General features: G+C 72.1%; 14 protein-coding genes and 1 pseudogene. 10 read left to right on the forward strand and 5 right to left on the reverse strand.

Going from position 1 to position 17,839, the window contains the following annotated elements:
- Nucleotides 1-172: 172 nt before the first annotated feature.
- The 9 genes from IF47_RS0122910 (at nucleotide 173) to IF47_RS0122950 (ending at nucleotide 7,431) form a co-directional block, all read left to right on the forward strand.
- Complete coding sequence (locus IF47_RS0122910; protein ID WP_031510845.1) at nucleotides 173-976, forward strand: DUF2382 domain-containing protein; 804 nt, start codon at nucleotides 173-175, stop codon at nucleotides 974-976.
- A 264-nt stretch (nucleotides 977-1,240) separates the two neighbouring features.
- The gene (locus IF47_RS0122915; RefSeq protein ID WP_051718119.1) at nucleotides 1,241-1,876 is read left to right on the forward strand and encodes an ATP synthase subunit B family protein; all 636 of its coding nucleotides are present in this window, start codon (nucleotides 1,241-1,243) and stop codon (nucleotides 1,874-1,876) included.
- A 3-nt stretch (nucleotides 1,877-1,879) separates the two neighbouring features.
- Nucleotides 1,880-2,293, forward strand: coding sequence for a phage holin family protein (locus tag IF47_RS0122920; protein WP_031510848.1), 414 nt, complete (start codon nucleotides 1,880-1,882; stop codon nucleotides 2,291-2,293).
- Complete coding sequence (locus tag IF47_RS0122925) at nucleotides 2,269-2,931, forward strand: DUF3618 domain-containing protein (RefSeq protein ID WP_031510849.1); 663 nt, start codon at nucleotides 2,269-2,271, stop codon at nucleotides 2,929-2,931. Before IF47_RS0122920 ends, IF47_RS0122925 begins: the two co-directional genes overlap by 25 nt.
- A gap of 93 nt (nucleotides 2,932-3,024) precedes the next feature.
- On the forward strand, nucleotides 3,025-4,062 hold the full coding sequence (locus IF47_RS0122930) for a YihY/virulence factor BrkB family protein (protein ID WP_078592045.1): 1,038 nt from the start codon (nucleotides 3,025-3,027) through the stop codon (nucleotides 4,060-4,062).
- 119 nt (nucleotides 4,063-4,181) lie between these two features.
- Nucleotides 4,182-4,379 (forward strand): hypothetical protein, encoded by a 198-nt coding sequence (locus tag IF47_RS0122935; RefSeq protein ID WP_031510852.1) that lies wholly within the window; start codon nucleotides 4,182-4,184, stop codon nucleotides 4,377-4,379.
- 246 nt (nucleotides 4,380-4,625) lie between these two features.
- The gene (locus tag IF47_RS0122940) at nucleotides 4,626-5,396 is read left to right on the forward strand and encodes a DedA family protein (protein ID WP_031510853.1); all 771 of its coding nucleotides are present in this window, start codon (nucleotides 4,626-4,628) and stop codon (nucleotides 5,394-5,396) included.
- A gap of 338 nt (nucleotides 5,397-5,734) precedes the next feature.
- Nucleotides 5,735-6,619 (forward strand): RNA polymerase sigma factor SigF, encoded by an 885-nt coding sequence (locus IF47_RS0122945; protein ID WP_078592052.1) that lies wholly within the window; start codon nucleotides 5,735-5,737, stop codon nucleotides 6,617-6,619.
- Nucleotides 6,620-6,867: 248 nt separating this feature from the next.
- Nucleotides 6,868-7,431, forward strand: a complete 564-nt coding sequence (locus IF47_RS0122950) for a hemerythrin domain-containing protein (protein WP_031510856.1) — start codon at nucleotides 6,868-6,870, stop codon at nucleotides 7,429-7,431.
- A 208-nt stretch (nucleotides 7,432-7,639) separates the two neighbouring features.
- Here the strand turns inward: IF47_RS0122950 and IF47_RS0122955 are convergent, their stop codons facing one another.
- Nucleotides 7,640-10,222 (reverse strand): ATP-dependent Clp protease ATP-binding subunit, encoded by a 2,583-nt coding sequence (locus IF47_RS0122955; protein WP_031510857.1) that lies wholly within the window; start codon nucleotides 10,220-10,222, stop codon nucleotides 7,640-7,642.
- 406 nt (nucleotides 10,223-10,628) lie between these two features.
- On the opposite strand from IF47_RS0122955, the gene IF47_RS0122960 reads away from it, so the two are divergent.
- The gene (locus tag IF47_RS0122960; protein ID WP_245641202.1) at nucleotides 10,629-15,098 is read left to right on the forward strand and encodes a cation-translocating P-type ATPase; all 4,470 of its coding nucleotides are present in this window, start codon (nucleotides 10,629-10,631) and stop codon (nucleotides 15,096-15,098) included.
- Between the two features lie 264 nt (nucleotides 15,099-15,362).
- Here the strand turns inward: IF47_RS0122960 and IF47_RS0122965 are convergent, their stop codons facing one another.
- The 4 genes and pseudogenes from IF47_RS0122965 to IF47_RS0122980 all read right to left on the reverse strand — a co-directional run.
- Nucleotides 15,363-15,812: an SRPBCC family protein gene (locus IF47_RS0122965; RefSeq protein ID WP_031510860.1), complete on the reverse strand. Its 450-nt coding sequence runs from the start codon at nucleotides 15,810-15,812 to the stop codon at nucleotides 15,363-15,365.
- A 162-nt stretch (nucleotides 15,813-15,974) separates the two neighbouring features.
- Nucleotides 15,975-16,859, reverse strand: a complete 885-nt coding sequence (locus tag IF47_RS0122970) for an SDR family oxidoreductase (RefSeq protein WP_031510861.1) — start codon at nucleotides 16,857-16,859, stop codon at nucleotides 15,975-15,977.
- A gap of 199 nt (nucleotides 16,860-17,058) precedes the next feature.
- Nucleotides 17,059-17,478 (reverse strand): DUF2795 domain-containing protein, encoded by a 420-nt coding sequence (locus IF47_RS0122975; protein ID WP_031510862.1) that lies wholly within the window; start codon nucleotides 17,476-17,478, stop codon nucleotides 17,059-17,061.
- Nucleotides 17,479-17,599: 121 nt separating this feature from the next.
- Nucleotides 17,600-17,839 (reverse strand): annotated as a pseudogene (locus IF47_RS0122980) (aa3-type cytochrome oxidase subunit I); the annotation flags it as partial.

Below are 17,839 nucleotides of genomic sequence, written 5' to 3' on the forward strand. Positions count from 1 at the left end.
GGGCGCGAGCGAGACGCGGAGTACCCCGCGGCACCTCGCGCTACACGGACGGGGAGCGTCGGCACCCCCGTGTGGAAAATTCGCCGGCTTGGTTGGTTTATGTCATGTTTTCCCCCTCTTTAGGGGGTACCCGCCGCGTGGACCAGGAGGAACCGTCAACGAGGAGATCCTCATGATCACCAGGGAGCAGATACCCGCGGTACTGGACCACCAGGTCTACGACGCCGAGGGCAAGAAGATCGGAGAGGCCGCGCACATCTTCCTCGACGACGTCACCGGCGAGCCGGAGTGGGCCAGTGTCCGCACGGGCCTGTTCGGCACGAGCGAGACCTTCGTGCCGATCCACGACGCCGCCATGGTCGAGGACCACATCGAGGTGCCCTACTCCAAGGACCAGGTCAAGGACGCCCCCCACGTCGACGTCGACAAGGGCGGCCACCTCTCCGAACAGGAGGAGCGGAGGCTGTACCAGCACTACGGCATCGACTGGGGTGGCTACGGCCGGGAGACCACCGGCAGGGCCGGCACGGAGGAGCGCGGCCGGGCCCGGGCCGACGCGGGCACCCGCGAGACGGGCGGGACGGGCCGCGACGACGCGATGACGCGTTCCGAGGAGGAGATGCGCGTCGGCGTCGAGCGTCGTCCCACCGGAAAGGCCAGGCTGCGCAAGTACGTGGTCACCGAGGAGGTTCAGAAGACGGTGCCCGTGCGGCACGAGGAGGTCCGGGTCGAGCGCGAGCCCATCACCGAGGAGAACGTCGACGAGGCCATGCGAGGCCCGGAGATCACCGAGGCCGAGCACGAGGTGACCCTGCACGAGGAGCAGCCGGTGGTCGAGACCGAGGTCCGCCCCGTGGAGCGGGTGCGCCTGACCACCGACGAGCGCACCGAGGAGGAGACCGTGCAGGGCGAGGTGCGCAAGGAGCGCATCGAGGAGGAGGGGACCACCAAGGACGACAAGCGGCGCCGCCGCTGAACGGCCACTCCCGGTGGCCCCGGCACCCGCGGGCGCCGGACCGCCTGTCCCGCCGAGGGCCCGACCGCAAGGCACCGCCTTCCGATCGGGCCCTCCCCGTTCCGCGGTGCGCCCGACCGGACCCGCTCGGATGGACAAAAGATGCGTTGAGTGATTGCCCGCCCAAAGGTCGGGTACTCCGGCCGATGTAAGGCAATACGCATATATGCCTCGAAAGTAGAGCCCACAGAGCAACAGGAGGCACCGGTGAGTGAATCTCCGAACGTGAGCAGCAGCCCTGCCCGGGAGACGGGTCAGGCCGCCAAGCAGGAGACCCGGGCCACGACCGACCGGGCGAAGGAGGCGGCCGGCACCGTGGCCGGCAGCGCCAAGGAGCAGGCGCGCACGGTGACGGGCGAGGCCCGCCGCCAGGCGATGGACATGGCGGGCCACATGAAGGAGCGCGCCGCCCGGGAAGCCGAGACGCAGACCAAGAAGACGGCCGACACCATACGCCAGTGGGCCGACGACCTGTCGGGCATGGCGGAGAGCGCCCGCTCCGACTCCCCGGTGCGGAATCTGGCCGTCCAGGCCGCGGACGGCGGCCGGCGCGCCGCCGACCTCTTGGAGGACCGCGGCGCGGGTGGGCTGCTCGAGGGCGTGGAGACGTTCGCCCGCCGCCGCCCGGGGGCCTTCCTCTTCGGTGCGGCACTGGCCGGGTTCGCCGTGGGGCGCATGGCGAAGGCGGGCACCAAGGCCGCCGGGCACGGGCCCGACGGCGCGGGCGGGGAGCACTACTCGTCCTCCAGGATGCCGGTGACCACGGGTGGCGGAACGATGCCGGGACCGGGGCCGGTGCCGACCTACGCCGAACCCCCGTACGACGGCACGGACGATCCCCGGCGACCGGAGGTGAGCTGAGCGATGGCCCACACCACCGAGCGTCCCGGCCGTGAGCGCGAGGACGCCTCGATCGGCGAACTGCTGTCCGCGGTCACATCGGACGCTCAGAAGCTGCTTCGTCAGGAGATCGAACTGGCCAAGGCCGAGGTCCGGGAGGAGGCGACCAAGGCGGGCAAGGCCGCCGGCATGTACGGCGGCGCCGGGTTCGCCGGGTACATGACCGCCCTGTTCGCCTCGTTGGCCATCGTCTTCGGGCTGGCCAACGTCATGGACTGGGGCTGGGCGGCGCTCATCGTCACCGCCGTGTGGGCGGTGGCCGCCCTCGTGCTCTACATGATGGGGCGCTCCCGGATGCGCGAGGTCTCCCCCAAACCCGAACGCACGGTCCAGACGCTCAAGGAGGACGCTGAATGGGCACGTCACCCGACACGCTGAGGGCGCAGATCGACATGACCAGGGAGGAGCTCTCCCAGGACGTGACGAGGCTGGCCGAGCACGCCAACCCCCGCCACGCCGTGCGCCGCCGGACCGAGCGGATGCGCGACAGGATGACCGGAGTACGGGAGCGAGTGATGGGAACCACCTCCGACGGCGCGCGGCACACCGCGGAGTCGATGCGCGAGAGCGCCGAACAGACGGCCGAGAAGGCCCGCGCGGGCGCCGAACAGGCGGGTGGGGCGGTGAAGGCGGCACCCCAGCACGCCGCCCGCAAGACCCAGGGCAACCCGCTGGCCGCGGGGATGATCGCCTTCGGCGCCGGAGCGCTGGCCGCCTCGATGATGCGCAGCTCGCGGACCGAGCAGGAGGCCATGGGCCGACTGTCCGAGAAGGCGGGCGGCATGGCCGAACCCGTCAAGGGCGCGGCGATGGAGTCGGCGGAGCGTCTGAAGGAGGACGCCACCCGGACCGCGCAGCAGGCGGCCGAACAGGTCAAGGGAACGGCCGGCGAGGCCGCCCGCGTCACCGCCGAGGAGGCGCGTGACCAGGCGCAACAGGTCAAGGGACAGGCGCAGCAGTCCGGACGGACGGTGAAGGACGAGACCCGCCGCCAGAGCCCCGGTTCGGCGCACTGACCATCCGCGGACCGTCCTCGACGGTCCGGGACGCCCGGGGCCGTCCGTCATCCGTGAGGGCGGCCCGTCCGGGCGTCCCGGAGAGGTGCCACCATGAGCAAACACAGGATCAGGAAGGACGAGCGGAGCGCGTCCGACCGGACCCCGGACGAGTTGAGCGACCTGCCGAAGAGGTCCTGGAAGGGCGTGCTGAAGCGCACGGTCGCCGAATTCAAGGACGACAACCTCACCGACTGGGCGGCGGCCCTCACCTACTACGGAGTCCTGTCGATCTTCCCCGCCCTGCTCGCGCTGGTGTCCGTCCTGGGGGTGGTCGGCAAGTCCGCGATCCAGCCCCTGATCGACAACGTCGCCACCCTGGCCCCCGGGGAGGTGCGCGACATCCTCGTGAACATGCTGGAGCAGCTCCAGAACAACCAGGCCGGGGCCGGGCTCGCGCTGATCATCGGTGTCGCCGTGGCCCTCTGGTCGGCCTCGGGCTATGTGGCCGCCTTCATGCGCGCCTCCAACGCGGTGTACGACATCGAGGAGGGGCGGCCGATCTGGAAGAAGCTTCCGGTGCGCCTGGGCGTCACGATCGCCCTGCTGGTGATGCTGGCGCTGAGCTCGTTCGCGGTCGTCCTCACCGGAGACCTGTCCCGGCGCGTGGGCGACCTCGTCGGCCTGGGCGACACGGCGGTGACCGTGTGGAACATCGCCAAGTGGCCCGCGCTGGTCATCCTGGTCAGCCTGATGATCGCGCTGCTGTACTGGGCGGCGCCCAACGTCCGGCACGGCGGCTTCCGTTGGATCACGCCCGGCAGTCTCCTGGCCGTGCTGCTGTGGGTCTTGGCGTCGGCCTGCTTCGCCTTCTACGTCGCCAACTTCGGCAGCTACAACAAGACGTACGGCAGCCTGGCGGGCGTGATCATCTTCCTGATCTGGCTGTGGATCACCAACATCGTGATCCTCCTCGGCCAGGAGTTCGACGCCGAGATGCAGCGCGGACGGGCCATCCAGGCCGGCCACCGGGAGGACGAGGAGCCCTACGTCGAGCCGCGGGACACCCGCGCGTTCTCCTCGGACTCCCCGGCCTCCTCGGGCGAGGCGCCCGAGGACCGGGAGCGGTCGGAAGGCGAGCGACGGGCGTGAGGGGGCCCGGGGGAGCCCGGGACCGTCGACAGGTATTCGGGTGAATCATCCCTATATGGAGGGGTACGCGGTCGATGATCCCATCCACGGGACCGAACCGAGCGTTAAGGAGGCTCGCTGTGAAGGGTGAACACGACAAGGATGAGTCCTCCGAGCCGCGGCGTCCGGTGCAACTGCGCAGCGGCGGCGACCAGCCGATCGACCCGGAGGACCTGGTCAGGCTGTCCGGGCGCGAGCCCACACCGGAACGGGTGGAGTGGGCCAAGCGGCAACTGAAGGAGAAGGGAGCCGCCGCGGTCGAGAGGTACCTCCCCTAGCTCCGGGTCCGTACCACGGCACCGCCCGCCGACGCTGTGTGGGCGGTGCCGTCGCGTGTCGCGGAGACGGGGCACGGGGGCGAACGGGCGGACGTGGAAGCCGGTTTCGAGGTCCGGAACCGGCCCCGCCTCGGGCGCGTTGTAGGTTGTAGCCGCTGGTGCCACTCGGCACCGTGACGCCCGGGCGAGCACGTGTGCCTGTGGCTTCGCCTCATACGCATGCGCCCGTCCCAGGAGCGGCTCTACGTGACGAATCTCGCGCTCGGTCCCAGTTGGCTGGACCCGGAGTACCTCATCCAGACGTTCGGTCTGATCGGCATCCTGTGCATCGTCTTCGCCGAGTCCGGACTCTTCTTCGGCTTCTTCCTCCCCGGTGACTCGTTGCTGTTCACCACCGGTCTGTTGGTGGCCACCGACCAGTACCTCCACTATCCGCTGTGGCTGGTCTGCGTGCTGGTGGTCATCGCGGCCGTCCTGGGCGACCAGGTCGGCTACATGTTCGGGCGGAAGGTCGGGCCGGCCCTCTTCAAGCGCCCGGACTCCCGGTTCTTCAAGCAGGAGAACCTGGAGAAGGCCCACGACTTCTTCGAGAAGCACGGTCCCAAGTCGCTGGTGCTGGCCCGTTTCGTGCCGATCGTGCGGACCTTCACCCCGATCGTCGCCGGTGTCAGCGGGATGAGCTACCGCTCCTTCGTGGTCTTCAACGTCATCGGCGGCGTGGTGTGGGGCGCCGGGGTGACGCTGCTCGGGGCGGCGCTCGGACAGGTGCAGTTCGTCCACGACCACATCGAGATGATCCTGGTGGGCATCGTGGTGCTGTCGGTGCTCCCGATCGTCTTCGAGTACCTGCGTGCCCGTCGTCAGTCCCGCGCCGCCGCGCCCGTCGCGGAGGCCGTCGACGCCGCCGCCGAGGTCGTCGCCGACGCCGTTCCCGGAGTGGGGCCGGACGCCGCCCCCGCGGTGGACGGAGCGTCCCCCGTCCAGGGGCGCGGGCGGGGACGTCACGCCCGACGCTGAGCCCGCGTCCGGGCGACCGAGCAGCTCGCAAGACCCCCGTCGCCTCCCGCTTCCACACGAAGCGGGAGGCGACGGGGGTCTTCGCCGTCGATACGGGGGTGACAGCGGGGCGAATCACGAGGGCGAACCCACGAGGGCGAACCCAAGGGGGCGAATGCCGTAAGCAGACCCTTCACGGACCTGGTGCGGGACGTTAAATCCGATATGCTTACTTTTGTTCCTGTCGCTAAGCGGGCATAAGGTGTCCGCCGGGAAAACCTCACCCGGATGGGCGTGTGAGCCGTTCGGGTCCGGGTACGCGCCGTGCTGCACATGACAGGTCAACAGAGGAGGGCATGATGCGTAGCCTGAGCCCGGAGGTTCAGCTGACGAACGGTGACGTCTTGCCGGCCCGGGAACAGGAGAAGACCTCCCCTGATCTCCCTGATCTGCCGAGAATCGAAGACGCGGGCAAGGTCGCGCCGCGCGACGCCCGCCAGCTCTCCAAACTGTTCTTCGAACGTCTGAGGGAGCTGGAGGAGGGCACGCACGAATACCAGTACGCGCGCAACACCCTCATCGAGCTCAACCTCACCCTGGTCAACTACGTCGCGTCCCGTTTCCGCCACCGGGCCGAGCCGATGGACGACATCGTGCAGGTCGGCACCATCGGGCTGATCAAGGCCATCGACCGGTTCGACCTGGACCGGGAGGTGGAGTTCACCTCCTTCGCCGTCCCCTACATCGTGGGGGAGATCAAGCGTTTCTTCCGTGACACGAGCTGGGCCGTGCGCGTCCCCAGGCGCCTCCAGGAACTGCGCATCGAACTGGCCCGGGCCAACGAGGAACTCGGCCGCAGGCTGGGCCGCTCCGCCACCACCGAGGAACTGGCCGAGTTCATGGGCGTGACGGTGGAGGAGGTCATCGAGGGGCAGGTGGCCAGCAACGGCTACGTGGCCGGCTCCCTCGACCTCCCGGTGGGCGACGAGGGCAAGGACACCCCGCTGGCCGACCAGCTCGGGGACGTCGACCCCGCCTTGGAGAAGGTGGAGAACCTCCAGGCCCTCAAGCCGTTGATGGAGCAGCTCGACGAACGCGACCGACGCATCCTGCGGATGCGCTTCGGCGGGGACATGACGCAGTCGGAGATCGGGGCCGAACTGGGAATCTCGCAGATGCACGTCTCCCGTCTGCTGAGCAGGGCTCTGGCGCGACTGCGGGAGGGCATGTTGACGCAGAAGTAGCCGCACGGCCGGTGAACGGGGCACGGCCGCCGACGGCGGTCCGTGTGCCGACGCGGGGTCAGGGCCCTGGAGCCGTGACCCCGCGTCGGCATGCCCGCCTCCCCCGCGTCGGCCCGGTGGTCCGCCCGCGGGAGGAGCCGACCGGGGGACGGCCTGCGTGGAGGCCGGTACCGCGGGAACACGGTGCCGTGTCCGCCGCCGCGCGGACACGACAGTCACAGCGGGCGAGTGAAAGGAACGTGCGGCCCATGGCACACGGCGGAGACATCATCCACGAGCTGACCACCGACCACCGCGAGGTCGAGGAGATCTTCGGCAGGATCGAGGCGCTGCCGGCGGGGGACGAACGGCGCAAGGAGTACGCGGACCAGGCCGTCATGGAACTGGTCCGGCACTCCGTCGCCGAGGAGCAGTACCTGTACCCGGTGGTGCGCGACCTCCTGCCGGACGGCGACGAGGTCGCCGACAAGGAACTCGAGGACCACGCCAAGGCCGAGCGGATCATGAAGGACATGGAGGGCCACGGCGCGGACGACCCCGAATTCGACCGCCTCGTGGGCCAGTTGATGCTGGAGATCCGCACCCACATCCAGGACGAGGAGGACAACCTCTTCCCGCGACTGCGCCAGGCGGCCACCCCCGAGCGGCTGAACGAACTCGGCGACAAGGCGCGCACGGCGAAGAGCACGGCCCCGACCCGCCCCCACCCCGCGGCCCCGGACAAGCCGCCGGCGAACAAGATCCTCGACCGGGGCGCGGGGATGGTCGACCGGTTGCGCGACGCCCTCACCGGCCGAGGCAAGGGGCACTGAGAGAGAACCGCGGGCCAGAACCACCGGGCGGACGCGCCGGGTGGACGCGCCGGGTGGACGCGAGCGGCTTCGGAGACCGCCGGAGCCCCGCACACCCCGGAGGCCGCCGGTGTCGACACCGACACCGGCGGCCTGTTGGGCGCGAGGCGCGGCGCGGCAAGGCGCGACCGGCCCGCGCGTGCCGCCTCGCGGCGGGGCCACGGGCGCCCTACAACCCCGCCGCCGCGGCGTCGGCCGCCGTGTCCCGGTGGAAGACGAGGCCGCCGTCCTCCACGTCCACCCGCACCCGGGTGTGCGGCCCCAGCTCGCCGCCGAGCAGCATCCGCGACAGCGGGTTGTCGACCTCCCGCTGGATGGTGCGGCGCAGCGGCCGGGCACCGTACTCCGGCTGGTAGCCGTGCCGGGCGAGCCAGTCCACGGCCTGCGGGGTGAAGGTGATCTCCACGTCCTGGGAGCGCACCCGCCGCCGGGTCTCGTCCAGCAACATGTCGGTGATCCGCCGCAGTTGCTCGTCGGAGAGCTGCCGGAAGACCACGATCTCGTCGATGCGGTTGAGGAACTCCGGCCGGAAGTGCTCCCGCAGCGGACGCAGCACCCGCTCCCGACGGGCCTCCTCGTCCGCCTCGGTGCCCGCGCCGCCGGAGGTGAAGCCCAGCGCGCCGCCGCGCCCGGTGATGGCCTCCGAGCCGAGGTTGCTGGTCATCACGATGACGGTGTTGGTGAAGTCGACCGTGCGGCCCTGGGAGTCCGTCAGCCGTCCGTCGTCGAGGACCTGCAGCAGGATGTTGAAGACGTCGGGGTGGGCCTTCTCCACCTCGTCCAGCAGCAGCAGCGAGTACGGGTGGCGGCGCACCGCCTCCGTGAGCTGCCCGGCCTCCTCGTGGCCGACGTAACCGGGCGGGGCGCCCACCAGCCGGCTGACGGTGTGCCGCTCCTGGTACTCGCTCATGTCCAGGCGGACCATCCGGTCGTCGGTGCCGAACAGCGCCTCGGCCAGGGCGCGGGCGAGTTCGGTCTTGCCGACGCCGGTGGGGCCGAGGAAGAGGAAGCTGCCGATCGGCCGGTCGGGGCTGGACAGCCCGGCACGGGAGCGCAGCACGGCCTCGGCGACGACGGAGACGGCCTCGTCCTGGCCGACGATCCGCTGGTGCAGGTGCTGCTCCAGGCCCAGCAGCCGGGCCTTCTCCTCCTGGGTGAGCGTGCTGACGGGGATCCCGGTCTGCCGGGAGACGATGTCGGCGATGTCGTCGACGGTCACCTCGGCGATGCGGTCGCCCACCACCGGCGGGTGCGCGCCGTCCCCCTCCTCGATCTTCCGCTCCACCTCGACGAGGCGGTCGCGCAGCTCCTTGGCCCGCTCGTAGTCCTCGTCGGCGACGGCCTGGTCCTTGTCCCGCCGCAACTGCTCGGCCTCGTGCTCCAGCGCGCGCACGCCCGTGCCCCGGGTGGAGGAGCGCAGCCTCACCCGCGCGCCGGCCTGGTCCATCAGGTCGATCGCCTTGTCCGGCAGGAAGCGGTCGGTCAGATAGCGGTCGGACAGCTCCACGGCGGCCAGCAGCGCCTCGTCGCTGTAGCGCACCTGGTGGTGGGCCTCGTACCGGTCGCGCAACCCCCGCAGGATCTCCACGGCGTCGGCGGTGGTGGGCTCGGGCACCAGGACGGGCTGGAAGCGGCGGGCCAGCGCGGCGTCCTTCTCGATGTGGCGGCGGTGCTCCTCCAGCGTGGTGGCGCCGATGACGTGCAGCTCACCCCGGGACAACGGCGGCTTGAGCATGTTGCTGGCGTCCATCGAACCGCTCTCGCCGCCACCGGCGCCCACGACCGTGTGCAGCTCGTCGATGAAGACGATCAGCTCGTCGGAGTGGGCGCGGATCTCGTCGATGACGCCGGTGAGCCGCTCCTCGAAGTCACCCCGGTAACGGGTGCCGGCGACCAGACTGCCGATGTCGAGCTGGATGACGCGGCGGCCCAGCAGGTTGTCCGGCACGTCACCGTCGGCGATGCGCTGCGCCAGTCCCTCCACGATCGCGGTCTTGCCGACGCCCGCCTCGCCGATCAACACGGGGTTGTTCTTGCCCCGCCGGGCCAGGATCTCGATGGTCTGCTCGATCTGCTCGTCACGGCCGATCACCGGGTCGATACGGCCGTCGCGGGCGAGTTCGGTCAGGTCCCGACCGTACTTGTCCAGGTTCGGCGTGCCGCTCGGCCCGCCCCGCCCCGGGCGGACGCCCGGCGCGGGCTGCGGCTCACCCGGACCCGGCCCGGCCTGGTAGTTCTCCGGAAGGCCGGAGCGGGCGTCGAAGTGGGCGGCGTTGAGGATCTGGCCGGCCGCGGAGTCCCGGTTGGCGGCCAGCGCCACCAGGATGTGCTCGGGCCCGATGTAGGACACCCCCGAGGTCCGGGCCACGTCGTGGGCGTCCATCAGCGCGCGTTTGACGGCGGGGCTGACGGAGATGGAGGTGCGTCGCGGACCGTCCCCCGCGTGCCGGTCGATCTCGGCGACGATCGTGTCGGGGTCGCCCCCGGCGCGGGAGACCATGGCGCGGGTCGGATCGGTGGTGAGCGCCGCCCTCAGCAGGTGCTCGGTGTTGAGGTCGGAACTGCCGTGCTCGGCCGCGTACGACGCCGCGGACGAGACGAGCTGCCGGGCGGGCTCGCTCATCAGACGGACGAAGTCGAAGTATCGGGGGCCGGACCGCTGCCCGCTCGACGCGGCACCCAGGAAGCGCGCGAGGAACTCTCCGAGCGGATCCCGGCCGAAGCTCTCGGGACCCATGTACCCGCTGGTCATAGATGTCCATCCCGCTGGCCCGGCCGGCGGGCCGGGCCACGCTGCTGTCTCGGTGCGTCTGTCTCGCGGTTCGGGTTTCCCGCTCGGAGCGTCACGACACGTCGCCGACGACGTCACTTGCCCGGGGTGTGCCTGTTCACGAGGGGCGCGCGGGAAGCGGGGGAGCGAAGGGATGCGGAGGAGAACCGCCGCGGCCGGTTCCGCAGGTGTGAGCCGGGCGGATGGGGTTATCCGGAGCGTGGGACTCCTTCGGTGGGGGACGTGCCCGGACCGGACGACGAGACCGCGCGGACCCGTGCGGGCGACGAGCCTCGGGCCCCCGCCCCCGACCTCGCGGGGGTGCCGGACGTTTCGTCGGTTCGCGGTCGGAAGGGCACGGTCGATGTCGTTGCTGTCGGGTCTGCGTGTGCCGGTCCCACCTGTGCTCGGGCTGGTGTCGGACGGTGTGGCGGTGGGAGCCCGGGAGGCCGTGGGCACCGCCGGGAAGCTGGCCGGCCGGCTCGTCGGACTGCCCGGACGGGCGGTGTGGACCCGGCCGGGACGCTGCTACATCGCCGTACACGGGCTGAACAACTCCGAGGGCGAGCGGCTCGCCCGCCGGGTGGAACGCAATCTGGAAGGGCACCCCCAGGTGCTCTGGGCGCGGGTGAACGCGCCGTCGGGGCGGGTGGTGGTGGCGCTGGCGTCGCCGCCCCCGCCCGAGCGCGAACTGGTGGAACTGGTGGAGCGCGCCGAGACCGCGGTCCCCTGCGAGGAGGAGCACGGCGAGTGGTGCCAGGAACCGCACCACCCCTGCGAGGGGCCGAAGACCCGCCAGTCGGTCACCGCCCTCGCCGCCGACGTCCTGGGGCTGGGGCTGTCCACCGTCAACCGGGTGGCTCCCTGGACACCGCTGCCGCCCGAGGTGGCGGCGATCACCGGCGCCGTCATCCGCCATCCGAGGCTGCGGCACCTGATCGACGTGGGACTGCACGACCCGGAGCGGGCCGAGTCGCTGCTGCCGGTGGTCTCCGCGCTGGTCCAGGGCGTGGCCACGCGCGGCGGCGGACTGATGCTCGACGTCGTCCAGCGCGCGGCCCAGTGGCGTGAGGCGGGCGCGCACCGCCGGGCCTGGGAGGAGGCCGAGCCGAGGCTGGTGAGCGGCCCACAGGACGCCGCGGCCGGCCCCATCGTGGCGGAGCGCCCCGAGCCCGCCCCCCGTGACGCCACCGACAGTTACGCCGAACGGTCGATGGCGGCGAGCGCCCTGGCCGGAGCCGCGGCGGTGCCGTTCGCGGGACCGCGGCGCGGACTGGCGGTGGCGCTCTCCGGCGTCCCCAAGGCCCCGGACGCCGGCCGAGAGGGCTTCGCCACCACGCTCGGCCGCGCCCTGGCGCTGCGGGGCGCCATGGTCATGGACCGGACCGTGCTGCGGCGGCTGGGACAGTTGGACACCGTCCTGCTGGACGAGGAGGCGCTGAGCAGCAGCCACCACGAACTGGCCGACCTGGTGCCGATGGAGGACGCGGACCCCCGGGAGACGGCCGAGCGGATCTTCGCGCTCTTCGCTCCGGAGAGCGCGGGCGCCACCCACCGCGACGAGGACGGCTGGGTGCTGGGGGAGCTGGAGGAGCTGGAGCTGACCGGCCGCAAGGGAACGCAGGCCGCGCGACGACTGCGGAAGCAGGGCAGCGAACGCGTCCTGGGCCTGGCCAGGGGCAGGCGGCTGATGGCCGTGGCGGGGCTGGCTCGGCAGAAGGCCCCGGGCGCGGACGCCGTGGCCGCCGCGGCCCGCCGCGCGGGAGCCCGTGTGGTGCTCGCCTCCGTCCGTCCGGAACCCGCGTTCGGCTTCGCCGACGAGGTCGTCCCCGGCGGCGACCGTCTCGCCGAGTCCGTGCGCGGACTGCAACGGGACGGCGCGGTGGTGCTGCTGGTGTCCGGCGACCGCCGGGCGCTGGCCGCCGCCGACTGCGGGATCGGCGTGCACCGGGACGGCGAGCCGGCGCCCTGGGGCGCGCACGTCCTGGTCGGCACCGACCTGGAGGCGGTCGGCCTGATGGTGGACGCGGTGGGCGTGGCCTCCCAGGTCGACCGCGAGAGCCGCATCCTGGCCGCGGGCGGCAGCGGTGTCGGCGCGATCGCCGCGCTCCAGGCGCCCCCGTGGCAGGCGATGTCCCGGAGCGCCGCGGCGGGCACCACCGCCGGTACCGCGGCGTTCTGTCTGGGTACCTGGCGCGCTCGGCAACTGCTGTCCCGGCCCGTCACCCCGCCGGTGGAGACCACCCCCTGGCACCTGATGCCCGCCGACCGCGTCCTGGAGCGGCTGGGCACCACCGACCGGGGCCTGGAGCGGGAGGAGGCCGAGGCCCGGGCGGCCAAGGGGACGACCTCCGAACAGCCGAGGGGCATCAGCCTGCCCGCGGCGTTCATCGAGGAACTGGCCAACCCCCTCACCCCGGTGCTCGCCGCGGGAGCCGCCCTCTCGGCGGCCGTGGGCTCGCAGACCGACGCCGCGTTGGTGGCGGGCATCACCGGAGCCTCTGCCCTGGTGGGCGCCGTCCAGCGGGTGCGGACCGACCGGGCGCTGGCGGAGCTGTTCGCCCGCTCGGCGATCGGCGCACGGGTCCGGCGGGGTGGTACCGAACGCCTGGTGGCCGCCGGTGACCTGGTGCCCGGCGACGTCATCGTGCTGCGCTCCCAGGAAGTGGTGCCCGCGGACTGCCGGCTGCTCCAGGCGGAGGGGCTGGAGGTCGACGAGTCCTCCCTGACCGGCGAGTCCCTGCCGGTGTCCAAGGACCCGGCGCCGGTCGTCGCCGCGCAGATCGCCGACCGCCACTCCATGCTCTACGAGGGCACCACCGTCTCGGCGGGCACCGCGGTGGCCGTGGTGGTGGCCACCGGGTCCGCCACCGAGGTCGGCCGCAGCCTGGCCACCGCCCGCCAGAAGGCTCCCGCGACCGGTGTGGAGTCCCGCCTGACGGCCCTGACCAAGACCAGCCTTCCCCTGGCGCTCGGTTCGGCGGTCCCGGTCGTCGGAGCCGGTCTGCTGCACGGCCGCCGACTGGCCGACACGCTCGCCTCCGCGGTGAACCTGGCCGTCGCCTCCGTCCCCGAGGGGCTTCCGCTGCTGGTCAACGCCGCCCAGTTGGCCGCCGCCCGGCGGCTGGCCGACCACGGCGCCCTGGTGCGCAACCCCCGCACGATCGAGGCGCTCGGCCGTGCCGATGTGCTGTGCTTCGACAAGACCGGGACGCTCACCAAGGGCGAGCTCCAGCTCGCCACCGTCAGCGACGGCGAACGCGACCTGCCCGCCGACCGGCTGGACGCCAACTGCAAGGCGATCCTCGCCGCGGCGCTCCGCGCCACCCCGCCCGCCCGCCCGTCCGAGCCCATGGAGCACCAGACCGACCGCGCGGTGGTGGTGGGGGCACGGCGCGCGAAGGTGGCCGTGCGCCAGGGCGCCCCGCAGTGGCGGCGCACCGACGCCCTGCCGTTCGAGCCGTCCCGCGCCTACCACGCCACCGTGGGTCGCACCACGCGCGGCACGCTGCTCAGCGTCAAGGGCGCGCCCGAGAACGTCCTGGAGCGCTGCTCCCGCCGGCGCGGCGGGAGCGAGGGCGGCGGGGAGAGCGAACTCGACGACGCCGCCCGGAAGCGGCTCGCCGCCGGAGCCGAGGAGCTGGCCGGGGCCGGGCGCCGCGTCCTGGCGGTGGCCGAACGCCGGCTGCGGGGAGACGAGGACCTCACCGACGACACCGTCGCCGATCTGACCTTCCTCGGCTTCGTCACCCTCGCCGACCCGGTGCGCTCCGGCGCCGCCCCGGCCACCGCGCGGCTGCGCGCGGCCGGAGTGCAGACGGTCATGCTCACCGGCGACCACCCCGCCACCGCCGACGCCATCGCCGCCACCGTCAGCGAGGACCCGGACCAGAAGGTGTGCACGGGCGCCGAGATAGACGAACTGAGCGACGAGGAACTCGACGAACTGCTGCCCACCCTGGACGTGATCGCCCGGTGCAGCCCCCACCACAAGGTCCGCATCGTTCAGGCGTACCAGCGCATCGGCCGGGTGGTGGCGATGACCGGCGACGGGGCCAACGACGCTCCCGCCATCCGCCTGGCGGACGTCGGCATCGCGCTGGGGCGGCGCGGCACGCCCGCCGCGACCGCCGCCGCCGACCTGGTGGTCAGCGACGACCGGCTGGAGACGATCATCGCCGCGCTGCTGGAGGGCCGCGCGATGTGGGGCTCGGTCCGCGACGCGTTGGCCATTCTCCTCGGCGGCAACCTCGGCGAGGTCGCCTTCAGCGTGCTGGCCGCCTCCCTGACCGGCAGCTCGCCCCTGAACGCCCGGCAGATCATGCTCGTCAACCTCCTCACCGACCTCGCCCCGGCGCTGGCCATCGCGGTGCGCGAGCCGGCGACGGAAGCCGGGGAGCGGCTGCTGAGCGAGGGACCGGAGCGCTCCTTGGGCACCGGCCTGTCCCGAGAGGTGCTGTTGCGCGGCGCCACCACCACGCTCGGCGCGGGGCTGGCCTGGGGAGCGGCCCGGCTCACCGGGCGCAGGCGCCGCGCCGGCACGGTGGCGTTGGCCTCGGTGGTCGGCACCCAGCTCGCCCAGACGCTGCTGACCGGGGGACTGGACCGCAACGTCCTGATGGCCGGCCTCGGTTCGGCCGTGGTCCTGGCGGCGGTCATCCAGACGCCCGGGGTCAGCCAGTTCTTCGGCTGCACCCCATTGGGTCCCGTCGGCTGGGGCATCGCCTTGGGCTCGATCACCACGGCCACGGCGCTGGGCGCCGTCGCGACCCCGCTGGTCCGCCGGCTGGCGGTGCCCTCGATCCTCCCCGACGAGCCGGAGGGCGACGGCGCGGAGGAGCCCTCGACGGAGCGGTGACGCTGTCCTCGACGTCTTCGACGTCCTGGCCTTCTTCGACGTCTTCGGCGGCGGAGGGAAGCGCCCCCGGCGCCCCTCCGCCGCCGGCCGCGCCGCCCCGGCGCGCGAGGAATCCGAGGAATCCGAGGAGTCGAGGACCGGGCGACGGACGCGCACACACGCGGCGGCCCGCGGAGCACACGGTGTGCTCCGCGGGCCGCCGCGGGAATCCGACCGCTTCGAGGATGGGGAAGAGGAGCCCGGCGGTCGGACGGGGAACGCGGGTCAGACCCGGCCGCGCCAGGCGCCCGTCTCCGCGCCCCGCTTCTCGATGAACTCCTTGAACCGCTTCAGGTCGCCCTTGACGCGGTGGCGGACCACACCGAGCTTGTCGCCGACGGTGTCCGCCAGGCCCTCGGGGTCGTGGTGCATCTGGAGCATCACCTTGGTCCGGTTCTCGTCCAGGCGGTGGAAGGTGACCACACCGGCCTGCCGGGCCTCGCCGTCGACCGTCGTCCACGCCACCCGCTCGTCCGGGATCTGCTCGGTGATGCGGGCGTCGAACTCCCGCTTCGCACCGGCGACCTTCGTCACCCAGTGGGTCAGGGTGTCGGTCTTCTGCTCGACCCGTTCGACACCCTCCATGAATCGGGGGAAGGTCTCGAACTGTGTCCACTGGTCGTACGCGGTGCGCACCGGAACATGGACCTCGATCGACTCCTCGACCTTGGACATCCGGCATCCCTTCTCTCGGTCGTGTCTCGGTCGTGATGACTGGTCTGCGGGGTTTTGTCCCGTCAACTTCCGCCTACCCGAAAGGAGTAGGGCCATTCGGCGGCCACACGCACGCGGGGCCGGGCCCGACGCGGACCCGGCCCCGGAATCGGCGGCACCGCCTCACGGCAGAGGGGTGCCCCCGGTCGCGTTGACGATCTCGGCGGTGATGTAGCTCGCCTCCTGGGACGCCAGGAAGACATAGGCCGGGGCCATCTCAGCGGGCTGGGCCGGACGCCCCAGCGGGGACTGCTTGCCGAACTCCGAGGTGTCGGGCATGGTCGCGGGGATCAGCGGCGTCCACACCGGGCCCGGCGCCACGGCGTTGACCCGGATGCCCCGCTCGGCGAGGTTCTGCGCGAGACCCTGGGTGAAGCTGACGATGGCGCCCTTGGTCGTGGCGTAGTCGAGCAGGTGGGCGCTGGGCTTGTACGCCTGCACCGAGGTGGTGTTGATGATGCTGCCGCCCGCCGGGATGTGGGGCAGGGAGAACTTGCACAGCCAGAACATCCCGTACAGGTTGGTGCGCATCGTCCGGTCGAACTGCTCGGTGTCGATGCCGTCGATGCCCTCGGACTGCGCCATCTGGAAGGCGGCGTTGTTCACCAGGACGTCGATGCGGCCGAACTCCGACACCGCGCGGTCCACCAGGCGGCGGCACTCGGACTCCTCGCGGATGTCGCACAGCAGAGGGATCGCCGTCCGCCCGGCCTCCTCGACCAACCGGACCGTCTCCCGGGCGTCCTTCTCCTCCTCGGCGAGGTAGGTGAACAGCACGTCCGCGCCCTCCCGGGCGAAGGCGAGGGCCACGGCGCGTCCGATGCCGGAGTCGCCGCCGGTGATGATCGTCTTGCGGTCCTTCAGCCGGTCGCTGCCGCGGTAGGACGACTCGCCGTGGTCGGGTTCCGGCTCCATCCGTTCGGTCAGGCCGGGATGCGGCTGGTCCTGCTGGGGGAACTCCGGCTGCGGGTGGCGCTGGGTCGGGTCCTGCGGGCCCTGGTCGCTCATGTCCGTCCTTCACTCCTTGTCCTGTGTGGTCCCGAGCGGTTCTCGGGCGCTTCTCGGGTGTTTCTCGGGTGGTCCTCGCGGACCGTCCGCGCCTTGCGGGCGTCCGTCCGGCCCCGGAGACGAGAACCCGCCCGGAGCCCTCGGGCTCCGGGCGGGTGCCGTCCGGGCGGGGGGAGCGGTGTCCGGCGGACCTTTGCCGTCAGGTGCGGTGGGTGACGTCCTCCACGCCCAGTCCGAGTGCCCGGGCGATGTCCTGGACGTTCCGGAACTCCTGGCCGGCCGGCAGCCGCTCGGCCAGGTTCAGCAGGCGGTCGGGCGCGTTGTTCTCGCGCAGCGTGTCGAGCACGGTGTCGCGGTCGGCCGGGTAGATCTCCTTGCCCAGGTGCCGGGCCAGCTCACTGCGCAGCTCGACGTCCTCCTGGTCCATCCCCGGAGGGGTGCCGCCGGTGAGCGTGGTGTTCGGCGCCCGGTCCACGTCCGGCTGGTCCTCGCCCGAGGGCTGGAGTTCCTGCGCTTCTTCCATGTGGGTCGACCGGCCCGCGCGGAGCTCGCCCTCCATCTCCTGTTTGAGCTCGTCGTCCCGGACGGCGCCGGTCTTGTTCTTCCCGTGCGTGGCCATGTCGTCCTCCCAAGATCCAGACAGTGGTCGGCGTGCGCCCACGTCCGAATCATGTTCCCTTCGACGTCGGGATTACACCGTTTGGGGATGGTTTGCGATCAGTTTGGTGACCAGCGCACCGTCACCCCATGTCACCCTTCCGTTCCGGGGTGACGTCGGCGATGTCCCGGCGTCCCACGTTCTCCGCCTGGTCGATGGCCGCGACGTCGGGGTGGTGGAGGTCGAAGGCGGGGGACTCGGAGCGGATCTTGGGCAGGGTGACGAAGTTGTGCCGGGGCGGCGGGCAGGAGGTCGCCCACTCCAGGGAGCGGCCGTAGCCCCAGGGGTCGTCCACCTCGATCTTCGGCGCGTACCGGGCCGT

It is taken from the genome of Streptomyces megasporus, assembly GCF_000718985.1.
Classification (GTDB): domain Bacteria; phylum Actinomycetota; class Actinomycetes; order Streptomycetales; family Streptomycetaceae; genus Streptomyces; species Streptomyces megasporus.

What these genes read in the sequence shown, in the direction of transcription:
- IF47_RS0122930 (WP_078592045.1), top strand. Translation starts at nt 3,025, where the DNA reads ATGAGCAAACACAGGATCAGGAAGGACGAGCGGAGCGCGTCCGACCGG.
- IF47_RS0122945 (WP_078592052.1), top strand. Translation starts at nt 5,735, where the DNA reads ATGCGTAGCCTGAGCCCGGAGGTTCAGCTGACGAACGGTGACGTCTTG.
- IF47_RS0122955 (WP_031510857.1), bottom strand. Translation starts at nt 10,222, where the DNA reads ATGACCAGCGGGTACATGGGTCCCGAGAGCTTCGGCCGGGATCCGCTC.
- IF47_RS0122970 (WP_031510861.1), bottom strand. Translation starts at nt 16,859, where the DNA reads ATGAGCGACCAGGGCCCGCAGGACCCGACCCAGCGCCACCCGCAGCCG.
- IF47_RS0122920 (WP_031510848.1), top strand. Translation starts at nt 1,880, where the DNA reads ATGGCCCACACCACCGAGCGTCCCGGCCGTGAGCGCGAGGACGCCTCG.
- IF47_RS0122965 (WP_031510860.1), bottom strand. Translation starts at nt 15,812, where the DNA reads ATGTCCAAGGTCGAGGAGTCGATCGAGGTCCATGTTCCGGTGCGCACC.
- IF47_RS0122975 (WP_031510862.1), bottom strand. Translation starts at nt 17,478, where the DNA reads ATGGCCACGCACGGGAAGAACAAGACCGGCGCCGTCCGGGACGACGAG.
- IF47_RS0122910 (WP_031510845.1), top strand. Translation starts at nt 173, where the DNA reads ATGATCACCAGGGAGCAGATACCCGCGGTACTGGACCACCAGGTCTAC.
- IF47_RS0122950 (WP_031510856.1), top strand. Translation starts at nt 6,868, where the DNA reads ATGGCACACGGCGGAGACATCATCCACGAGCTGACCACCGACCACCGC.
- IF47_RS0122925 (WP_031510849.1), top strand. Translation starts at nt 2,269, where the DNA reads ATGGGCACGTCACCCGACACGCTGAGGGCGCAGATCGACATGACCAGG.